Origin of the sequence: Rhizobium johnstonii 3841 (assembly GCF_000009265.1) — a bacterium.
GTDB lineage: Bacteria > Pseudomonadota > Alphaproteobacteria > Rhizobiales > Rhizobiaceae > Rhizobium > Rhizobium acaciae.
Map to the genome: position 1 here is coordinate 2,974,556 of NC_008380.1, position 17,971 is coordinate 2,992,526.

Consider the following 17,971-nt stretch of genomic DNA (forward strand, 5'->3'; position numbering starts at 1 on the left):
CGTTTTTCTTGTCTTGAAATTGTCGGAAACCGCTTAAGCCGGTTCGAGCGCCATGACAAGGCTGGCATTCTGCCCGCCGAAGCCGAAAGAGTTGGAAAGCACGGCCGAAACCTGGGCTTCGCGCTTCTTGTTCGGCACGACATCGAGAATGATCGACGGATCGGGATTGTTGTAATTGATCGTCGGCGGCAGCGTTCCGGTCAGCATCGTCTGCAGCGAGAACACCGCCTCGACGGCGCCCGCTGCGGTCAGCGTGTGGCCGATCATCGACTTGTTCGACGAGACCGGAATGCCGACCAGCTTCTCACCGAAGACGGCAGACATCGAACCATATTCCATCTTGTCATTCTCAGGCGTCGAGGTGCCGTGGGCATTGATATAGCCGATATCGCCCTCGCTCATGCCGGCATCGGCGAGCGCTGCGCGGATCGTCGCAATCGCCGGGCCGCCATCGGGCGACGACCGGGTGCGGTGGAAGCTGTCGGCCTTGTCGCCGGCGCCCTTCATGATGCCGAGCACCTTGGCGCCGCGGGCGACCGCTGATTCCAGCGATTCCAGCACCAGGGTCGCTGCACCTTCGGCGATGACGAAGCCGTCGCGATCCTTGCTGAACGGCTTGGAGGCCCTAGTCGGCGGATCGTTCTGTGTCGAAAGAGCTGATAGCAGCGAGAAGCGGATCAGCGCTTCGGCACTCAGCGAGCCGTCGGTAGCAACCGTCAGTGCCCGCGTCGTACGGCCCTGGCGGATTGCCTCGATGCCGAGCTGGATCGCGGTGACACCAGAGGCGCAGGCGGTCGACAGCGTGACCGGAAGGCCACGCGTACCGAACCGGTCGGCAAGCCGCTCGGAAATCGCGCCGAACAACGCTGCTTCATGGAAGGCCGGGTCCGGTCGCTGGCGCAGCGCCGTCAGGAAGCGCTCATAAGCGTCACCCGGATGGTCGGAGGCCGGTGAACGGTCGGCAAGTTCGAAGCGCGCGCTCCATTCCGGCTCGATCGGTGGAGCGGCGAGGAATAGCGGGCCATTGAAATCGCCGGACAGGCCGGCATCGGCCAGCGCCTCGATCGTCGTTTCGCGGGCAAAGGCATAGGAGCGCTCGACGGCGTTCGGCACCGGGATGCCGATGAAATCGACGGTGCCGGCGATCCGCGTCGACAGGCCCTCGGTCGGGAAGCGGTTGATTTCGTGGATGCCCGACGTGCCTGACGAAAGCGCTGCCCAGTTGTCGCTGAGGCCCTGGCCGAGCGAGGTGATGATGCCCATGCCGGTAACAGCCACGATCGGACGGCCGAGGTGATCTCTATAAGCGGAAGCTGTCATATCTCTCACTCCTCACGCATTTGCGGAAAGAACGGCAACGCCCTCGCCGCGCTGGTGTCCGACCGTGGTCACGACGGCGGCGGTGGCGCCTGCCCGCATCGGCGCCTCATGGGCGGCATCGAAGGGCGGAACCTTGGCCTTGCCGTCGACGGCAAGGGCTGCGAGCGCCAGACCCAGCGTGAACTGCGTCTCGATCGTGTGGCCGGTAACGCCGCCGAAGCCACGGATCGCAACGCCGGGCAATTGATGTTCGAGCACCGCCCGCTCGCGGGCGGCCAGATCGTGCATGCCGGTCGAGCCGGAAAAGATCGCCGTGCTTTCAGCGGCAAGCCCGGCTGCCGGCCCCAGAAGCCGCTCCAGCCGAACCTCGAGATTGCCGGAATTGCGGTTGCCGCGGTCACCCTCGACCGCATCGACGACGGCATAGATATGAGCGCCGCGGGCTTCGGCATGTTTGCGCGATTCCAGCACCAGGAAAGCGCCTGCCGAACCGGTGATCATGCCGCCGCCATCGCTCGGCTTGCGCGACCAGAGCGGCACCCAGTCGCCGCGCGCATGGGCGCCGATCGCTTCGGTGAGCAGGATCATGTCAGGCCGCTCGGCCGCGAAGGCGCCTCCAACAAGCGCATGCGAGGATTCGCCTGATTTGATGCGGTAAAAGGCTGTCTCGACGGCAGAAATGCCGGCCGCTTCCTCGCCCATGAAGGTGCGAGACGAGCCGGTGACCTTGTGCACGATCGAGATATTGCCGGCGAGCAGGTTGGAAAGCTGGGCGAGGAACAGTGTCGGCCTCAGCTCCGTCGTCAGCTTCTCGTTGAGCAGCAACTCACGGTCGTTGCGCTTCAGCGCCTCATCGACGATCAGTGTGTCGACATTGATGTCGCGCTCGCCGCCGCCGGCCGCCACGATCATATCCATCGTACCGCAAGCCTCGATATCGTCCTTGAAGCCGGCATCGTCGAGCGCAAGGCCGGCGGCGAAGACGCCGATGCGCTGCCAGTTCTCCATCTGGCGCTGGTCGCCGCGTTTGGCGATCTGCTGCGACCAGTCGATCTCGGGCAGCGGATGCACCGGATAGGGCTTGAACTTCTCGGTCTCGACGATCGCTTTCGGCGCGCTGGCGGCCGAAAGTAGCGCGATATGCGCATCCTTGCCGACGCCCTGACAGGTGACGATGCCGATGCCCGAGATGACGACGTCGTTTGCAGCCTTGCTCATCCAATCACTCCCTGCGCCGCGATCGCTTCGAGAAGCCCGATCTCGCCGGCACGTTTCTTCACGATATCGCCGAGCGGTACCTCGGAAAACGGCATGGTGCGCAGTTTCAACTGCGCATCGCAGACCTTCTTGCCGCCGCTGGTGATTTTAGCCTTGGTAACCGCGAAACCCGAACCGTCATGCTCCAACACCGCCTCGATGTCGAGCACGGCTTCCGGTTCGACGAAGGTGCGCATCTTGGCGCCGTCGACCGTCATCAGGAAGGGCATGGCGGCAAAATTGGTGACGGCAAGCACCAGCATGCCGGAGGCCTGGGCCATGGTCTCGATCAGCAGGACGCCGGGAACGAGCGGCATGCCGGGAAAATGACCCTCGAAGACGGGGCTCTTCGCCGGCACGACGGATCGCGCCTTAAGCGTGCCCTTCGTCAGGTCCACCGCTTCGACGCGATCAATCATCTGGAAATATTCCAGCAGCATTCGGATCCTCCGGCCCGACAGGCCAGATCCGCCCGCCGGTGACGCCTAAAGCGCGTCTGGTTCGCACGTTAGGTCTTTGTTTTTATGCATGCCGTTGTCCCAAAACCGCTGCGCACTTTTGGGCGGCATGCACTAGTTAGGAACGAAACCGCCCGGCCGCCATATTCATGGCGGCAGGGCGTTCAAAAAAGACGGTTATGTCGCTCAGGCCTTGGCCGCTTTGAGCTCGTCGATCTTGGCGCAGAGGTTCTTCAGCACGAAGTATTCTTCGGTAGAAACCTTGCCTTCGTTGACTTCCTGCGTCCACTTTTCGAGCGGGATCTTGATGCCGAATTCCTTGTCGATTGCAAAGACGATGTCGAGGAAATCGAGGCTGTCGATACCGAGGTCGTCGATCGTATGGCTCTCCGGCGTGATCGTCGCGCGGTCGATCTCGCTGGTTTCTGCAATAATGTCGGCAACTTTATCGAATGTAGCGGTCACGCGCTGTACCTCATGAAATGACGATTTAAACCCCCTCATAGGCAAATCCATTTCAAAAGCCAATGCTTTCGTCCCGGCACTATGGCAATTTGTCGATCGGGTGTTGCTTAAACAGCAATGGAATGCCGGCCTTTGCCGTCACCCGAACAGGCGTCGGGGCGGAAGGCGAGGCCTCTGTGGAAGGCCCGCCGCGCCGGCAGATCGGAGAAGCCGTCCGAATCTAACCCATGGATGGCCTCGCACCGGAGCAAGCGCGGTTCCCGACAAAACCCGCGGGCGGGTACGCTTTGATCTAGATCAAACAGCCATCTCGGCGAAATTGATAATCCTCAAGCGGCGCTGGGGCATGCGGGGCATGCGGGGCATGCCGGACGCGCCAGTCGTGCCAGCCAGACGAGGATTTCAAAAGGGATCAGGACATGGATGTTGCCCGCAGTGAATTTTTCGAGACCGGCACTCCCGTCGCTTGCACTTCCTGCCAGGCGCGACACGGAGTCGTCTGCGGCGCTCTGTCGAAAGGTCAATTGAGGGAGCTCAACCGCCACTCTCTGCGCCGGAAGATCGAAGCCGGCTGCGAGATCATCGCCCAGGGGTCGGAAAGCTCTTTCTATTCGAACATCATGCGCGGGGTGATGAAACTCTGCAAGGTGATGCCGGACGGGCGCCAGCAGATCGTCGGCCTGCAATTCGCCCCCGATTTCGTCGGCAGGCCCTTCGTGCGCGAAAGCACGCTGTCGGCCGAGGCTGCGACCGATTCCGAAATCTGCGTCTTCCCGCGCAACCTGCTCGACCGCATGATATCGGAGACGCCGGAGCTGCAGCGCAGCCTGCACGATCAGGCGCTGAAGGAGCTGGATGCCGCGCGCGAATGGATGCTGACGCTCGGCCGGCGCACCGCCGAGGAGAAGGTCGCAAGCCTGCTCCACCTCATCGCCACCCACGCCGAACCGCAAACGGCCACAAGCACCGCCTTCGACCTGCCGCTATCCCGCGCCGAGATCGCCGACTTCCTCGGGCTGACGATCGAAACCGTCAGCCGTCAGATGACCAGGCTGCGCAAGATCGGCGTCATTCGCATCGAGAATTTCCGACATATCATCGTCCCCGACATGGATGAACTGGAGCGGATGATCAGCGCATAAGAGGGATCAGCGCGGCGTATAACCCGTTGGGTTAGCGCGGCGTATAACCTGTTCGGTTAGCGCGTAATGACCACGCGGGTATTGGCAAGGCCGGCCTGCCGCGCCAGCGAGAAGAACTGGGCGGCATTGTCCGGATGCAGGCGAACACAGCCATGCGAGGCCGGCCGGCCCAGGCGCCTCAGGTCGAAGGTGGCGTGAACGGCATAACCGCCGTTGAAGAACACAGCGTACGGCATCGGCGCATTGTCGTATTTCCTGGAGCGGTGATCGCGCGACAGCCACTTGGCGCTCCATGAACCCGTCGGCGTGACGTAGCCATTGCGCGCGGTCGAAACCTTCCAGCGATACTTGACGAAGCCGTTCTCGGAAACAGTCATCGTCTGCTTGCCGATGCTGATATTGGCGACCAGCGTTGCTGCCTGAGCGGCAACAGGAGAAAACTGCAGCAATAAACTTGCGGCCGCAGCCGCCAAAATCGTCTTCATCATAGCCCCTCTTCGAACTCGCGCAGATTAATTGCGCCCTCACGAAAGAGAGACTACGGCAATACTTATTAGATTGCTTTAATCCGAATGGTAATCACAATTTTAACGGCGCATCGCAGCAAGCGGATGCGCCGCAGGCTTATTGAAGCTTGCGCTTCGCCCCAGCCTGATTGAGCCCTTGGTAGGCCTTGTTCATCTTCTCGCGGATCGAGGCCATGGTGCCGAGATTATGGCCGCAGGCGGCACAGGTGATGATGTCGGTCTCCCGGATCTCGGGACGCTCGAACTTCATCTTGGTGCTCTTGCACTTCGGGCACGGTAATTCAACCTGAACTGTCATCGCTCTGCTTCCGGTCTGGTGGAGGTAGGAGGCGTTTCGCATAAACGTTTGAGTGGGAGCTGTCTACCAAGGCGTGATCGTACCCTGCCGCCTCTACAGAAAACACAAGAAAAGCCCGAACGTAACACCGGCGAGCACCATGCAGCTGGCATAGAATACCGATACGCCATCCTCGATGTCGCCTGAGGTCGCCACGTCGCGACCGGTGTCGTTGATCATCGGTTCGCGCACGATGACGCCGCCATAGATGCGCGGGCCGGCGAGCTGGACATTCAGCGCGCCTGCCATGGCCGCCTCCGGCCTGCCGGAGTTCGGCGAACGGTGCAGGGCCCCGTCGCGCATCGCGACCCGGATCGCCTCGCGCCCGGCGCTTGTTCCCCGCCGGATCCAGGCGCCGGCGGCGATCAGCAGGATAGAGAGCCGGGCGGCCGGCCAGTTGGCGATATCGTCGAGTCGGGCGGCCGCCCAGCCGAAATCGATATATTTTTCCGACTTGTGGCCGATCATCGAATCCGCCGTGTTCAGCATCTTGTAGGCGAAGAGCCCTGGCAGGCCGAAGACGGCATACCAGAGAGCCGGCGCCACGACGCCGTCGGAAAAATTCTCGGCAAGGCTTTCGATCGCCGCGCGGCAGACGGCTGGCTCATCCAGCGTCTCGGGATCGCGTCCGACGATGCGGGAAACGGCGGTCCGCCCGCCGGCAAGCCCCTCGTCGCGCAAGGCGACGGCGACGGCCGCGACGTGATCGGCAAGGCTTTTCTGCGCCAGGAAGATCGCCACCAGCCCGGTCTCCAGCAAGATGCCGGCAAGGCCGAACAGCGCGAAGAACCGGTTGAACACGAAGCCTGCGGCTATCGCCACCAGAAGCAGCGCCAGGATGGCGGCGATACCGTTCATTCGGCGTTGCGAGCCGGTGAGACTTTCCGGGTTGAGCTGCCGGTCGGCATAAGAGATCGCCGCGCCGAACATGACGACGGGATGCGGCATCCGCGACCACAACCATTGCGGATCGCCGGCGATCCGGTCGAGCAGCAGCGCCAGAAGCAGTACGAGAAGGTTTTCGTCGATCGTCATCGCTCAAATCTCTGAAGGGCTTCGCTAAGCCGCCTGTCGGCCGCCGGAGCGGGCGTCAGCCCGAAACGCAGCCAATCCGGCGCATAGTCGAACTTGCGGACGAGAATATGATGGCGGCAGAGATGCGTGTAAATGTCGCCGGCTTTCGCATCGGCGACAAGGGTGAAGAGCGCTGTTCCTCCAGCCATCCGCAACCCCGCGCCCTTCAGCACTGCATGCAGGCCGGCGCTGCGCTCGTCGATGCGGCCGCGAATCGGAGAAACATCCGAGCGCAGCAGCGAACCCGCAATCGAAAGAGCCGGGCCGGAGACCGCCCAGGGACCGAGCCAGTCTTCGAAACGCGCGAGAATATCATCCCGCGCAATCGCAAAACCGAGCCGTAGGCCGGCAAGCCCGAAGAACTTGCCGAAAGAGCGGAAGATGATCAGGTTCGGAAGCTGCTGCGCCCGGGATGCGAGGCTGAGCGCCGGATCGGTATCACCGAAGGCCTCGTCGACGACGAGAAGCCCGCCTGCTGCCTTCATCCTGTCGTGCAGGGCAATCAGTGTTTCGGCCGGCCATGCCAGTCCGTCGGGATTGTTCGGATTGACGACGACAGCCAGCCGATGCTCGATCCCGATCGCGGCAACATTATCGACCGCGTCGACGGTAAAACCGGCCGAGGTCAAGGCACGCGCATACTCGCCATAGGTCGGCGATACCACGGCAACCTTGTTGTCCGTCACGGCAACCTTGTTGTCCGTCACGGCAACCCTGTTGTCCGTCACAGCGACTCGGTCGTCCGTGACGTCAACCAGCCTACCCTCGACCAGACGTGGCAGAAGCTGAATCACCGATTGCGTGCCTGGCACCGGCAGCGGCAGGATCTCACCGCTGCCGTAATGATCGCGCGCCGCACGCCTCGCCGCCTCGACCAGATGCCTGTCCGGCAGGCGATGCCAGGCCCTTGCCGAAATATCCGGCAGCGCGACGGGGCACGGATTGATGCCTGTGGAAAGATCGAGCCAGTCTTCCGGCCTGCCGCCGAAGGTAGCGGCAGCCGCGGTGATGCCGCCGCCGTGAACGATCGGTGCGCTCATCCTGCCGCTCCGGCAAGATCGATCAGATGCATGTAGGAGCCTGCCACCTGGTCGCGCCTGAGACCGGCGGCACCCAGATCGGTTCCGAGCGCATCCTGCACCTGAAAAAGCCGCTTGCCCTGGCCCTCGGAGACGACGGTGGAATAGTGGAATTCATGCGCCGTCATCATTCGCGCGAAAAAGGCGCCGTCGAGTGGCACAACGCGGCGATAACCCAGATGGCGTTTCCGCTCGGCATAACTGGTGACGACCGGCAGCAGGCCGAGCATCTGATGACGCTTGCCCTCCGCGTCGATCAACCCGTCGCCAAGCACCATGTAGCCGCCGCACTCGCCGTAGATCCGGATGTCGCGCGCTGCCGCATCGAGCATGCCGGCGCGGAAATTCTGCGCCTCTGCCAGCCGTCCGGCATGCAGCTCGGGATAACCGCCGGGCAGATAGATCGCATCGGCATCCAAAGCCGGCGGCTCGTCGGCGAGCGGCGAGAAAAAGGAGATCGCAGCACCCCGGCGGCGCCAGCCGAGCAGCATATGCTCGTAGGAAAAGGCAAAGGCGATGTCGCGCGCCACTGCAATCCGAGCACCCAGCGGCGGCAGTCGGTCGATATTGGCCGCCGACGGACGATTGAGACCCTGCTTTGCAATGCGCAGCAGGAATTCGAAATTGCATTCCTCGGAGACCGCATCCGCCGCATGATCGATGAATGCGTCGAGCGTGGCATGTTCGCCGGCCTGGACGAGGCCGAGATGGCGCTCCGGCAGGGAAAGCGCCTTGTCGCTGCCGATGACGGCGATGACAGGCATACGGATCGCTTCGAGCGCCTGTCGCAGCATCGCTTCGTGCCGGTCGCTGCCGACCTTGTTGAGGATGACGCCGGCGACGCGGACATCGGCACGGAAACCGGCAAAACCCGAAACCAGCGGCGCGACCGACTGCGACATGCGCGAGGCATCGACGACGAGCACCACGGAAAGCCCGAGCTGGGCGGCGAGATCGGCCGCCGTTCCCTTTCCGTCGGCCGCCCCGTCGAAAAGCCCCATCATCGCCTCGATGACGAGGATGCGGTCGCCGGAACGGTGAAGGGCGGCATTGGCCGAGATCAGTTCCGGGCGCATTGCCCAGGGATCGAAATTCAGGCAGAGCGTGCCGCTTGCGGCCGCATGGAAGGCGGGATCGATATAGTCAGGGCCGGCCTTGCCGGGCGCGACCGCGATGCCGCGCCGGCGAAGCGCCCGGAGCAGACCGAGCGTCACCGTCGTCTTGCCGGCGCCGGAGGATGGTGCTGCAATCAGGAGGCCGCTCATGCCCGCACCTTGCCGGACCGGCGGAATGGATCGGGTTGCAGGCGCCGCCCCGCCAGCGCACCAAGCCAGTCGAGCGAGGCTCGGAGCCGCACCACTTCACCGACAACGACCACCGCCGGCGGCTCCAGGCCGGAGACAGCGACGGCCTCGGTCGCCTCTCCGAGCGTTGTTTCCAACACCTGCTGCCGGCCGGTCGCTGCATTGCAGACGAAGGCGACGGGCTCGGTCGGCAGCCGGCCGGCGGCGATGAGATTGGTGCTGATCTCGGCGATATGCTTCATCGCCATGTACATGACGATGACGGGCGAGCCTCGGCCGATCGCCTCCCAGTTGATTCTGTCGGGCACGATGCCCGAGGAATCATGGCCGGTGAGGAAGGTCACGGCATGGTTGATGTCGCGATGCGTCACCGGAATGCCGGCATAGGCGAGCCCGCCGATGCCGGCGGTGATGCCGGGCACGATGCGGAAGGGAATGTTGTGCTCGACCAGCGTCAACGCCTCCTCACCGCCGCGGCCGAACACGAAGGGATCGCCGCCCTTCAGCCGCAGCACCTTCTTGCCGGCGCGCGCCAGCTCCACCAGCCGCAGCGAAATGTCGCGCTGTTTCGCCGAAGGCTTGCCGCCGCGCTTGCCGGCATATTCCACCAGAGTTTCCGGCCGCGCCAGCGCCAGGCATTCCTCGTTGACCAGCGCATCGTGGACGATGACGTCGGCCTCGAAAAGCCCCTTGGCGGCGAGCAGCGTCAAAAGCCCGGGATCGCCGGGACCGGCGCCGACGAGCCAGACGTTGCCCGGCTCAAGCACCGGAAGATGGGAGAATGCGGCATCGATCATCTTGCTGATCTAGGCCCCGCAAAGGGCAAGGTCAACGCCGCGCCCATCACCTCACTTGAAGTTGCTGAGATGATCGTGACTCACTTTGTGAACAGGCGGATTCGATTGTACAGAAAAGCCGCGCAACAATATGAATATATTAGAATATCACCCAGAACGGTCAGCCACGGCACGGACTGCTGACAAAGTCGGCCAACTTCTCTTTCGTCATGCTCGGGCTTGTCCCGAGCATCTGCAGCCGGTGCAGCACGTCCTCGGCACAAGGGCCGAGGATGACGCCGACTAAAGAACGAGGCCTGTCGATGCTGCCGGCCTTCAGTTAGTCAGGCTGCAAGCAGTGTATTGCGAATGAGGTCGAGGACCCTCTCCGACTCGATGCCGGTGCAGACGACCTGGCTCGGCAAGCCATCCCAGGCGCCATCAGGCGGAAAATGCCGCCCATCTCGCCTGACGATCGTCTGGCCATCGGCGATGCCGCCGCAGACGACACGCACCGCACCCGATATCGACGAGAACAGCTCCGGCGCCACGGCATAGACGCAGGCGCAGCTGTCATGCACCATCATGCCGTCTTCGACCGCATGCTTGTAGAAATCGATGTAGGACTGCGAGAGTGCATCGAGCTGCTTGACCGCCTTGTCACCCCTAGCTGCCATTTCGCCGAGATAGCTGCGGCTCATCGTGGTGATCGCGGTGACGTCGAGGCCGATGACGGCCACCTTCCACGGCGCGGTCATGACGATGTCAGCGGCCTCGGGATCGCCATGAATATTGGCCTCGGCGACCGGCGAGACATTGCCCGGCACATAGAAATTGCCGCCCATGATGACGACGTCCTTGGCCAGCGTCGCAATCTCGGGGTCTTCCTTCAGCGCCAGCGCCAGATTGGTCATTCGGCCAACGGCAACGAGTCGCACTTCGCCCGGATGGGCGCGCACCGTGTCGATGATGAAGCGATGCGCCGGGCGCGGATCGAGCGGCAGGTCGATCGTCTCCGGTACGTCGATATCGCCGAGGCCGTTATCACCATGCACCATGGCCGGCCATGGCCGCTCCGCCCGCGCGGAATCGATGGTGACACTGGCGCCCTTGGAAACGGGTGCCGGAATATTCCATTCGCGCTTGAGGAAGAGCGCATTGCGCGTCGTCGTCTCGACCGAGGCGTTGCCGAAGACCGTGGTGATGCCGAGAAGGTCGATTTCGGGATGGCGATGCAGGAAGAGAAGCGCCATGGCGTCGTCGACGCCAGGGTCGGTGTCATAAATGACCTTGTGCATGAGATATCCTCTAGATGTGAACCGTGAGGCTGCCGGACGGCGCCGCGAATTGCCGCCACCATAACGTCCACTAGGCTTTCTGCAACCCGCTGCGGGCAACTGCCGCCGTCGCATGTGCAGATTTGATCTTGGCGACAGCAAGCTCGGCATCCGGCCCCGCAGCCGCCAGCGCAGCTGCCTCGGAGACCCCATGGCAGCCGACGTGGGCAAAGACGATCGCGGAGGGATTCGCCAGCCGCGGCGTCTCCTCCTCCAGCCGCAGCGCGCCGAAGAACACGGCAGGCACGGAAAAATGCGCGGCAACGGCAAGGATCGCCGGCTCCAGTCTTCGGCTGTCGATCGAGGCAATGGCTGTGAGTTCCGCCGCGCCGATAGCGGCTACGTCGAGCGCCTCGATCGCAAGCGCCAGCACCTCGGCAGGCGGCGTCCCGCGCTCGCAGCCGAGGCCGAGCACGTGGCGCCTCGCCGTATCGAAAGAGATATCGCTCATGGAAACCGTCAAATACGCCCTGCCCATGTCTTTGCAGCCATTGCAGCTTGGGGCGGCAAATGCAACAAGGCCGTCCGAAATCCCCGCCCGGAATACCACCTTGCCCGATATCGCCTTCCATCTGCTTCTGCCGCTCTGCGCAGCGGCTTTCTTTGCCGGGTTCGTCGATTCCATTGCCGGCGGCGGCGGCCTCATCACCGTCCCCGTCATGCTGATCGCGGGCATTCCGCCGCTCCAGACCCTCGGCACCAACAAGGTGCAGTCCCTCTTCGGCGCGGCCTCGGCCACGATCGCCTATACAAGGGCCATGTGCAGCTTGCGGAACAATTGCCGAGGCGCTGATGGCTGTCATGGGCGGTTCGACCATCTTCCATTACCTCTGGCGTAATTGATAAGGTGCATCGCCTTCCCGCATGATCGGACTGCCTGGAACTGACGGGCGATCAAAAGGAGATGACCCGATGAACGACGCAAACACCAACGCAGAGCGCTATCTCGCCATCTGGAATGAGACGGATGCCGTTCGCCGTCGCGCTCTGATCGCCGAGAGCTGGAGCAAAGCCGCCACCTATATCGACCCACTTATGCGCGGCGAAGGCCATGAGCAGATCAATTCGCTGGTCGAGGCGGTACAAAGCCGCTTCCCCGGCTTCCGCTTCGCCCTGATCGGGGCGGCCGACGGCTACGGCGACAACCTGCGCTTCTCCTGGGGCCTAGGCCCGGAAAACGGCGATGCGCTAATCAAGGGCACGGATTTCGCCGAACTCGAAGGCGGCAAGCTGAAATCCGTCCGCGGTTTCATAGATTTGCTGCCGGAAGCCGCCTGATGACGCCGACCGCCCGCTCCCTTGGAGACCATCTGCGCGAATGGCGCCAGCGCCGCCGCATGAGCCAGCTCGACCTCGCGCTGGAGGCGGAGATCTCGCAGCGGCATCTGAGCTTCATCGAGAGCGGGCGCTCGACACCGAGCCGCGACATGCTGCTGCATCTTGCCGAACGGCTCGACGTGCCCCTTCGCGATCGGAACCCGCTGCTGCTTGCGGCGGGTTTCGCTCCTGTTTTTGCCGAACGCGCGCTCGACGATCCCGCATTGGAACCGGCACGTCGCGCCATCGACATGGTGCTGAAAGGGCACGAGCCCTTCCCAGCAATCGCCGTCGACCGCCATTGGACACTCATCGCGGCCAATGCGGCCATCGCTCCGCTGCTCTCAGCCGTCTCCGACCAGTCTCTGCTCACACCACCCGTCAACGTACTGCGCCTCAGCCTGCATCCACAAGGATTGGCGCCCCACATCAAAAACCTTTCCGAGTGGCGCGCCCACCTTATCGGCAGGCTGCGCCAGCAGTTATCGGCTTCGGGCGATCCAATGTTGGACAAGCTTTTGAAGGAGTTGCTGTCCTATCCAGCGCCTAAAACTGCTGGCGAGGTCCATACCGACTATGCCGGCATCGCCGTTCCCCTTCAGCTTTCAACCAAGGCCGGCTTGCTTTCCCTGATCTCGACGACGACTGTCTTCGGCACGCCCGTCGAAATCACTTTGTCGGAACTCGCGGTCGAATCCTTCTTCCCGGCGGATGAGGAAACGGCTGCCATCCTGCGCAGCCTCGCACTCAACTGACCGCCTCAGAACTCCACGCCCGGTTGACCCTTGATGCCGGAGCGGAAGGGGTGTTTGACGAGCTCCATCTCGGTCACCAGATCGGCGATTTCGATCAATTCTTCCTTGGCGTTGCGCCCCGTCAGCACGACATGCGTCATATGGGGCTTCTCGCTCTTCAGAAAGGCGACGACTTCGTTGATGTCGAGATAGTCGTAGCGCAGCGCGATATTGATCTCGTCGAGCAGCACCATGGAATTGCGCTCGTCCCGGATCAGTTCCTTGGCCTTTTCCCAGGCGGCCGCCGCTGCGGCGACATCGCGGGCACGGTCCTGCGTTTCCCAGGTGAAACCCTCGCCCATCGTGTGGAACTGGCAGAGATCGGAGAAATGCTTCTCGATCAGGTCGCGCTCGCCGGTCCACATCGCGCCCTTGATGAACTGCACAACGGCAGACGGCTTGCCATGGGCGATGTGGCGGAAGATCATCCCAAAGGCAGAAGAGGACTTGCCCTTGCCCTTGCCCGTATGAATGATGATCAGGCCCTTGCCATCGGTCTTGGTGGCCATGATCTTGTCGCGCGCGGCCTTCTTCTTGGCCATCTTCTCGGCGTGGCGCGCATCGTCCTTGCCTGACCCGGCTTCTGGAATTTCGCTGTCGGGGGTTTCGTCGCTCATTGGTTCACCTCATTCTGTTGTCTCTTGGTCAGCTCGAACCGGGCCGAATTGCTGCGCGGCGTCCAGAGGCTGCGGTCGATCGCCTCCAGCAGCCGCTCTCTCATCTCGTCGAATGCTGCCGGGTTCTTCTCGATCATGAAGCCGGCGACGGCGGGATCGGCGACGAAGGCCTGGTAGACCGCCTCGAAATGATGTTCGCCGACTGCGCCCGTCGTCGCCGAAAAGGCGAAGAGATAATCGACGGTGGCGGCGATCTCGGCTGCACCCTTGTAGCCGTGACGCATGACGCCCGCGATCCATTTCGGATTGACGACGCGCCCACGCACGACCCGGCCGATCTCCTCTTCCAGCGAGCGGATCACCGGCTTTTCCGGTCTGGAATGGTCGTTGTGATAGATCGAGGGGCGCGCGCCGGCGAGCTGTTCGGCCGCCGCCGCCATGCCGCCCTCGAACTGGTAGTAGTCGTCGCTGTCGAGCAGATCGTGCTCGCGATTGTCCTGGTTCTGAATGACTGCCTGCACCGAACGCAGCCGCTCCTCGAACAGGCCGCGCTCGGCCTTGCCCTCCTCGCCGGCACCATAGGCATAGCTGCCCCAGACGAGATAGGCCTCGGCAAGGTCGGCGCGCCGCTCCCAGCCCTTTTCGTCGATCAGTGCCTGTAGTCCGGCGCCGTAGGCGCCGGGCTTCGAGCCGAAAACGCGGTAGCCCGCCCGACGCTTTGCCGAGACTTCGTCGAGGCCGGCAGCACCAAGCCTTGCTGTCTCGCCGCACATGCGCATTGCGATCGGATTGTCGGCCTCGTCCTCTTCAAGCGCGCCGACGGCACGGATCGCCTTGTCGAACAGCGCGATCTGCTCGGGAAAGGCATCGCGGAAGAAGCCGGAGATCCTGAGCGTCACGTCGACGCGCGGCCGCCCGAGCATCGCCGGCGGAATGATCTCGTAGCCGGTGACACGGCGCGAGCTCATGTCCCAGAGCGGCTTGACGCCGATCAGCGCCAGCGCCTGGGCGATATCGTCGCCGCCAGTGCGCATGTTTGACGTGCCCCAGGCCGTCAGCCCGAAGGAAACAGGCCACTCACCGTGATCCTGCACATAGCGGCGCACCAGCAGCTCCGCCGATTTCTTGCCAAGCTCGTAGGCCGCCGGCGTCGGGACGGCGCGGCTGTCGACCGAGTAGAAATTGCGACCCGTCGGCAGCACATCGGGCCGCCCCCGCGTCGGCGCACCGGAAGGGCCGGGCGCCACGAAGCGGCCGTCGAGACCGGCGAGCAGGCCGGCGATCTCGGCGGGGCCGCAGGCGAGGATCGAGGGTTTGAGACGGGTTTTGATCTCGGAGAGTACGGCCCGCGTCGCTTTCCAATCTTCGGGGCATTCCGTCTCACTGGAGACGAACTTTGCAGCGAGCAGTTCGATGCGTTCGACAGTGTCTCCGTGGGTCCGCCATGGGGCATCGAGAACATCCGCGAGGACATCAGAACGCGGGCCGGTCCAGACGGCGGCCATGTCACAATCGAGAGGGTCGAAGGAGGAGGCGCCCCCCTCTGTCCTGCCGGACATCTCCCCCACAAGGGGGGAGATCGAGGATGAGAGGCCTCGCTCAATCTCATGCGTCGAAGGTGCGGCATCTTCAAACGGTTCTTTGTCGGGAAGCCCAAGCGACTTGCCGATCTCCCCCCTTGTGGGGGAGATGTCCGGCAGGACAGAGGGGGGTATCCCGCGCACGCCGCCGTCCAAGCCCGCATCCGCCGCGATCGCCCGCTGCAAACTCGCATCCCCACCCTCACCAAGCCCACGCGGCACCCGCGCCAGCGCCACGGTCAGGTCCGTCAGCAGCCGCCCCTCGGGCGACACGCCGAACACATGCAGCCCATCGCGGATCTGCATTTCCTTGAGGTCGCAGAGATAGGCGTCGAGCTTCTTCAGCGCCTCGCCTTCGCTTTCGCCCTTGGCGATACCGGCATCCCGGTCGAGACCGATATCGGTCACGAGATCGAGAATCTGGCGGCTGAGCAGGCGGATACGGCGGGGATCGCCGCCGGACGCCTCGTAATATTCGTCGACCAGCGCCTCCAGATCCTTCAGCGGCCCGTAGCTCTCGGCCCGCGTCAGCGGCGGCGTGAGGTGGTCGATGATGACGGCCGCACTTCGGCGCTTGGCCTGCGTGCCCTCGCCCGGATCGTTGACGATGAAGGGATAGAGGTGTGGCAACGGCCCGAGGATCGCCTCGGGATAACAGCTTTCCGACAGCGCCAGCGCCTTGCCGGGCAGCCATTCGAGATTGCCGTGTTTGCCCATGTGGATGATCGCATGGGCGCCGAACTCGCGGCGCAGGAAAGCATAAAAGGCGAGATAACCGTGCGGCGGCACGAGATCCGGCGAATGATAACTTTCCTTCGGATCGATATTGTAGCCGCGCGCCGGCTGGATGCCGACGAGCACCTCGCCGAAACGGGCGAAAGGCAGGGCGAAGACGCCCTCGCGAAAATACGGATCGTCTTGCGGATTGCCCCAGCGAGCTCTCACCTCATCCTGAATCTTATCGGGAAGAGATTCCAGGAAGCTGTTGTACAGACTCAGGGAAAGCGTCTCGCGGATGATCTTTCCATCGGAACCGGAATTGGTCGGCCCTTCCATCAGATGCCGGATCAGCGCGTCGCCGTCGGCCGGAATGTCAGCGACCGGATACCCCGCCGCCCGCATGGCGCGAAGCACCTCGATGGTGCCTTCAGGCGTATCCAAGCCGACGCCATTGCCGAGCCGACCGTCGCGGTTCGGATAGTTCGCCATGACGAGCGCAATGCGCCGGTCGCCGGCGGAAGTCTTCCGCAGCCGTGCCCAATTGGCGGCAAGCTCCGCCGTATAACGTACCCGGCCAGCATCCGGTTCGCTCGCGACAATATTCGTCTCGACGGCAGCATCGTAGCGCGCCGCCGTCTTGAAGGAGATCGCCCGCGCCAGCACCCGGCCATCGACTTCAGGCAGCGCCACGTTCATGCCGAGATCGCGCGCCGACAAACCCTGTGAGGAAGCGAGCCATGCCTCCCTCGACGAGGCCGACAAGATCGCCTGCAACACGATCGCCTCATTCGCCTCCAGCACCGTCGGCTGCCGGTCCGCACCCGGTGCCGAGACGGCAAAGCCGGTCGTATTGATGACGACATCGGGTTTCAGCGCCGAAAACACGCTTTCAAGAATGCCTGTAGAAACCGAATCCTTGAGGCTATAGGCAAAGACCGGCAGCGGGCGGAGGCCGAGTGTCATCAACGCTTCGATCAGAGCTTCGATCGGCCCGGTCTCGCCGCTTTGGACGAGGGCGCGGTAGAAGCTGATGGCGACGATGGGGGATGCCTGTTGCGTCGAGTTCTTAGTACCCCCCTCTGTCCTGCCGGACATCTCCCCCACAAGGGGGGAGATCGGCAAGTCGCTTGGGCTTCGCACAAAAGAAACGTTGGAGGATGCCGTGCCTTCGGCCGAGGAGATGGAGCGAGACCTTTCATCCCTGATCTCCCCCCTTGTGGGGGAGATGTCCGGCAGGACAGAGGGGGGTGCCACACCCAAAGGCGCACCCTGGAGCGAAGCAACAACCCGCCGCCACTCCTCAACCCCGATCAAACCCCGCCCCGGCCACCAGATGCCGGCCTTCATCAGCGGCACGGCCGGCGCCGGCTTCTCGGCGCCCGACAGCGTCGCCTCGGCATAGTCGAGAAAGGCCCGCGCGTTGGCATCGCCGCCCTCGATCAGATAGGCCCAGAGCGCGTTGAGATCGTCCAGATCAATATTGGAGAAAGGCACCAGCCCCGCATCCGGCCTGGCGTCACCCGGCAGCACCGCGATCAGTGCCCCGGCGCGCGCTGCTGCCGCATGCAGCGCCTCCAGCGCATAATGAAAGTAGCTGGCGCCGCCGAGTGCGCGCACGATGATCAGCTTGGCATGCCGCGCCGTGCGCTCGACATAGGTGTCGACCGACATCGGGTGCTTGAGGCTCATCAGGCTGGCGAGCCGGAGCGAAGGTCCCGCCCCGCGATCGCGATGGGCGGCCGCGATCGCGGCAAGCTCGCTGTCGGCCGCCGACAGGAACAGGATATCGCCCGGCGTCTGCCCGAGGTCGATTGCCTCCTCGCCGTCGCTGATCGTTCCCTGTTGAGCCAGAAGCAGATGCATCGGG

At 63.4% G+C, this 17,971-nt stretch carries 17 protein-coding genes and 1 pseudogene; 4 read left to right on the forward strand and 14 right to left on the reverse strand.

Translation table 11 applies throughout. The annotated features are described in order from the left end of the window. Positions 1-33: 33 nt before the first annotated feature. The 4 genes from RL_RS14530 to RL_RS14545 form a co-directional block, all read right to left on the reverse strand. Positions 34-1,320, reverse strand: coding sequence for a beta-ketoacyl-ACP synthase (locus RL_RS14530; protein ID WP_011652341.1), 1,287 nt, complete (start codon positions 1,318-1,320; stop codon positions 34-36). Between the two features lie 12 nt (positions 1,321-1,332). Then, positions 1,333-2,538, reverse strand: a complete 1,206-nt coding sequence (locus RL_RS14535; RefSeq protein WP_011652342.1) for a beta-ketoacyl-ACP synthase — start codon at positions 2,536-2,538, stop codon at positions 1,333-1,335. After that, positions 2,535-3,017 carry a 3-hydroxyacyl-ACP dehydratase FabZ family protein gene (locus RL_RS14540; RefSeq protein WP_011652343.1) on the reverse strand — a complete coding sequence of 161 codons (483 nt, stop codon included), beginning with the start codon at positions 3,015-3,017 and terminating at the stop codon, positions 2,535-2,537. Before RL_RS14540 ends, RL_RS14535 begins: the two co-directional genes overlap by 4 nt. Positions 3,018-3,221: 204 nt before the next feature. Continuing rightward, complete coding sequence (locus RL_RS14545) at positions 3,222-3,500, reverse strand: acyl carrier protein (protein ID WP_003540486.1); 279 nt, start codon at positions 3,498-3,500, stop codon at positions 3,222-3,224. A 419-nt stretch (positions 3,501-3,919) separates the two neighbouring features. Between RL_RS14545 and RL_RS14550 the strand changes: the two genes are divergently transcribed. After that, the gene (locus RL_RS14550; protein ID WP_011652344.1) at positions 3,920-4,642 is read left to right on the forward strand and encodes a Crp/Fnr family transcriptional regulator; all 723 of its coding nucleotides are present in this window, start codon (positions 3,920-3,922) and stop codon (positions 4,640-4,642) included. A 56-nt stretch (positions 4,643-4,698) separates the two neighbouring features. On the opposite strand, the gene RL_RS14555 is transcribed toward RL_RS14550, so the two are convergent. The 8 genes from RL_RS14555 to RL_RS14590 form a co-directional block, all read right to left on the reverse strand. Beyond that, the gene (locus tag RL_RS14555) at positions 4,699-5,130 is read right to left on the reverse strand and encodes a L,D-transpeptidase (protein ID WP_028741146.1); all 432 of its coding nucleotides are present in this window, start codon (positions 5,128-5,130) and stop codon (positions 4,699-4,701) included. Between the two features lie 136 nt (positions 5,131-5,266). Next, positions 5,267-5,467, reverse strand: a complete 201-nt coding sequence (locus RL_RS14560) for an ECs_2282 family putative zinc-binding protein (RefSeq protein WP_003540491.1) — start codon at positions 5,465-5,467, stop codon at positions 5,267-5,269. 93 nt (positions 5,468-5,560) lie between these two features. After that, positions 5,561-6,541: an adenosylcobinamide-phosphate synthase CbiB gene (gene cbiB / locus RL_RS14565; RefSeq protein ID WP_011652347.1), complete on the reverse strand. Its 981-nt coding sequence runs from the start codon at positions 6,539-6,541 to the stop codon at positions 5,561-5,563. After that, on the reverse strand, positions 6,538-7,620 hold the full coding sequence (locus RL_RS14570; RefSeq protein WP_011652348.1) for a threonine-phosphate decarboxylase: 1,083 nt from the start codon (positions 7,618-7,620) through the stop codon (positions 6,538-6,540). The genes cbiB and RL_RS14570 overlap by 4 nt, the downstream gene beginning before the upstream one ends. Then, positions 7,617-8,924 carry a cobyrinate a,c-diamide synthase gene (locus RL_RS14575; RefSeq protein WP_011652349.1) on the reverse strand — a complete coding sequence of 436 codons (1,308 nt, stop codon included), beginning with the start codon at positions 8,922-8,924 and terminating at the stop codon, positions 7,617-7,619. Before RL_RS14575 ends, RL_RS14570 begins: the two co-directional genes overlap by 4 nt. Beyond that, the gene (gene cobA / locus RL_RS14580) at positions 8,921-9,760 is read right to left on the reverse strand and encodes a uroporphyrinogen-III C-methyltransferase (RefSeq protein WP_011652350.1); all 840 of its coding nucleotides are present in this window, start codon (positions 9,758-9,760) and stop codon (positions 8,921-8,923) included. Before cobA ends, RL_RS14575 begins: the two co-directional genes overlap by 4 nt. A gap of 323 nt (positions 9,761-10,083) precedes the next feature. Then, on the reverse strand, positions 10,084-11,037 hold the full coding sequence (locus RL_RS14585; RefSeq protein ID WP_011652351.1) for a nucleoside hydrolase: 954 nt from the start codon (positions 11,035-11,037) through the stop codon (positions 10,084-10,086). A 70-nt stretch (positions 11,038-11,107) separates the two neighbouring features. Next, on the reverse strand, positions 11,108-11,527 hold the full coding sequence (locus RL_RS14590) for a cobalamin biosynthesis protein (RefSeq protein WP_041936356.1): 420 nt from the start codon (positions 11,525-11,527) through the stop codon (positions 11,108-11,110). A gap of 100 nt (positions 11,528-11,627) precedes the next feature. On the opposite strand from RL_RS14590, the pseudogene RL_RS14595 reads away from it, so the two are divergent. From RL_RS14595 to RL_RS14605, 3 genes and pseudogenes are all read left to right on the forward strand, one after another. Beyond that, positions 11,628-11,889: pseudogene (locus RL_RS14595) on the forward strand (TSUP family transporter); the annotation flags it as partial. Between the two features lie 51 nt (positions 11,890-11,940). Beyond that, a complete protein-coding gene (locus tag RL_RS14600) occupies positions 11,941-12,354 on the forward strand; it encodes a nuclear transport factor 2 family protein (RefSeq protein WP_011652353.1) in 414 nt (137 codons plus the stop codon). Beyond that, a complete protein-coding gene (locus tag RL_RS14605; protein ID WP_011652354.1) occupies positions 12,354-13,148 on the forward strand; it encodes a helix-turn-helix domain-containing protein in 795 nt (264 codons plus the stop codon). Before RL_RS14600 ends, RL_RS14605 begins: the two co-directional genes overlap by 1 nt. A 5-nt stretch (positions 13,149-13,153) precedes the next feature. Here RL_RS14605 and cobO read toward each other — a convergent pair whose 3' ends face one another. Beyond that, the gene (gene cobO, locus RL_RS14610) at positions 13,154-13,804 is read right to left on the reverse strand and encodes a cob(I)yrinic acid a,c-diamide adenosyltransferase (RefSeq protein ID WP_011652355.1); all 651 of its coding nucleotides are present in this window, start codon (positions 13,802-13,804) and stop codon (positions 13,154-13,156) included. Next, positions 13,801-17,967 (reverse strand): cobaltochelatase subunit CobN, encoded by a 4,167-nt coding sequence (cobN, locus tag RL_RS14615; RefSeq protein WP_011652356.1) that lies wholly within the window; start codon positions 17,965-17,967, stop codon positions 13,801-13,803. The genes cobO and cobN overlap by 4 nt, the downstream gene beginning before the upstream one ends. Positions 17,968-17,971: the final 4 nt, after the last annotated feature.

Bases quoted from the DNA above. Each gene is read 5' to 3' on its own strand.
- RL_RS14550 (WP_011652344.1), top strand. From the start codon at position 3,920: ATGGATGTTGCCCGCAGTGAATTTTTCGAGACCGGCACTCCCGTCGCT.
- RL_RS14555 (WP_028741146.1), bottom strand. From the start codon at position 5,130: ATGATGAAGACGATTTTGGCGGCTGCGGCCGCAAGTTTATTGCTGCAG.
- RL_RS14590 (WP_041936356.1), bottom strand. From the start codon at position 11,527: ATGAGCGATATCTCTTTCGATACGGCGAGGCGCCACGTGCTCGGCCTC.
- RL_RS14570 (WP_011652348.1), bottom strand. From the start codon at position 7,620: ATGAGCGCACCGATCGTTCACGGCGGCGGCATCACCGCGGCTGCCGCT.
- cobN (WP_011652356.1), bottom strand. From the start codon at position 17,967: ATGCATCTGCTTCTGGCTCAACAGGGAACGATCAGCGACGGCGAGGAG.
- RL_RS14535 (WP_011652342.1), bottom strand. From the start codon at position 2,538: ATGAGCAAGGCTGCAAACGACGTCGTCATCTCGGGCATCGGCATCGTC.
- RL_RS14530 (WP_011652341.1), bottom strand. From the start codon at position 1,320: ATGACAGCTTCCGCTTATAGAGATCACCTCGGCCGTCCGATCGTGGCT.
- RL_RS14560 (WP_003540491.1), bottom strand. From the start codon at position 5,467: ATGACAGTTCAGGTTGAATTACCGTGCCCGAAGTGCAAGAGCACCAAG.
- cobA (WP_011652350.1), bottom strand. From the start codon at position 9,760: ATGATCGATGCCGCATTCTCCCATCTTCCGGTGCTTGAGCCGGGCAAC.
- RL_RS14585 (WP_011652351.1), bottom strand. From the start codon at position 11,037: ATGCACAAGGTCATTTATGACACCGACCCTGGCGTCGACGACGCCATG.
- RL_RS14575 (WP_011652349.1), bottom strand. From the start codon at position 8,924: ATGAGCGGCCTCCTGATTGCAGCACCATCCTCCGGCGCCGGCAAGACG.
- RL_RS14540 (WP_011652343.1), bottom strand. From the start codon at position 3,017: ATGCTGCTGGAATATTTCCAGATGATTGATCGCGTCGAAGCGGTGGAC.
- cbiB (WP_011652347.1), bottom strand. From the start codon at position 6,541: ATGACGATCGACGAAAACCTTCTCGTACTGCTTCTGGCGCTGCTGCTC.
- RL_RS14600 (WP_011652353.1), top strand. From the start codon at position 11,941: ATGATCGGACTGCCTGGAACTGACGGGCGATCAAAAGGAGATGACCCG.
- cobO (WP_011652355.1), bottom strand. From the start codon at position 13,804: ATGAGCGACGAAACCCCCGACAGCGAAATTCCAGAAGCCGGGTCAGGC.
- RL_RS14605 (WP_011652354.1), top strand. From the start codon at position 12,354: ATGACGCCGACCGCCCGCTCCCTTGGAGACCATCTGCGCGAATGGCGC.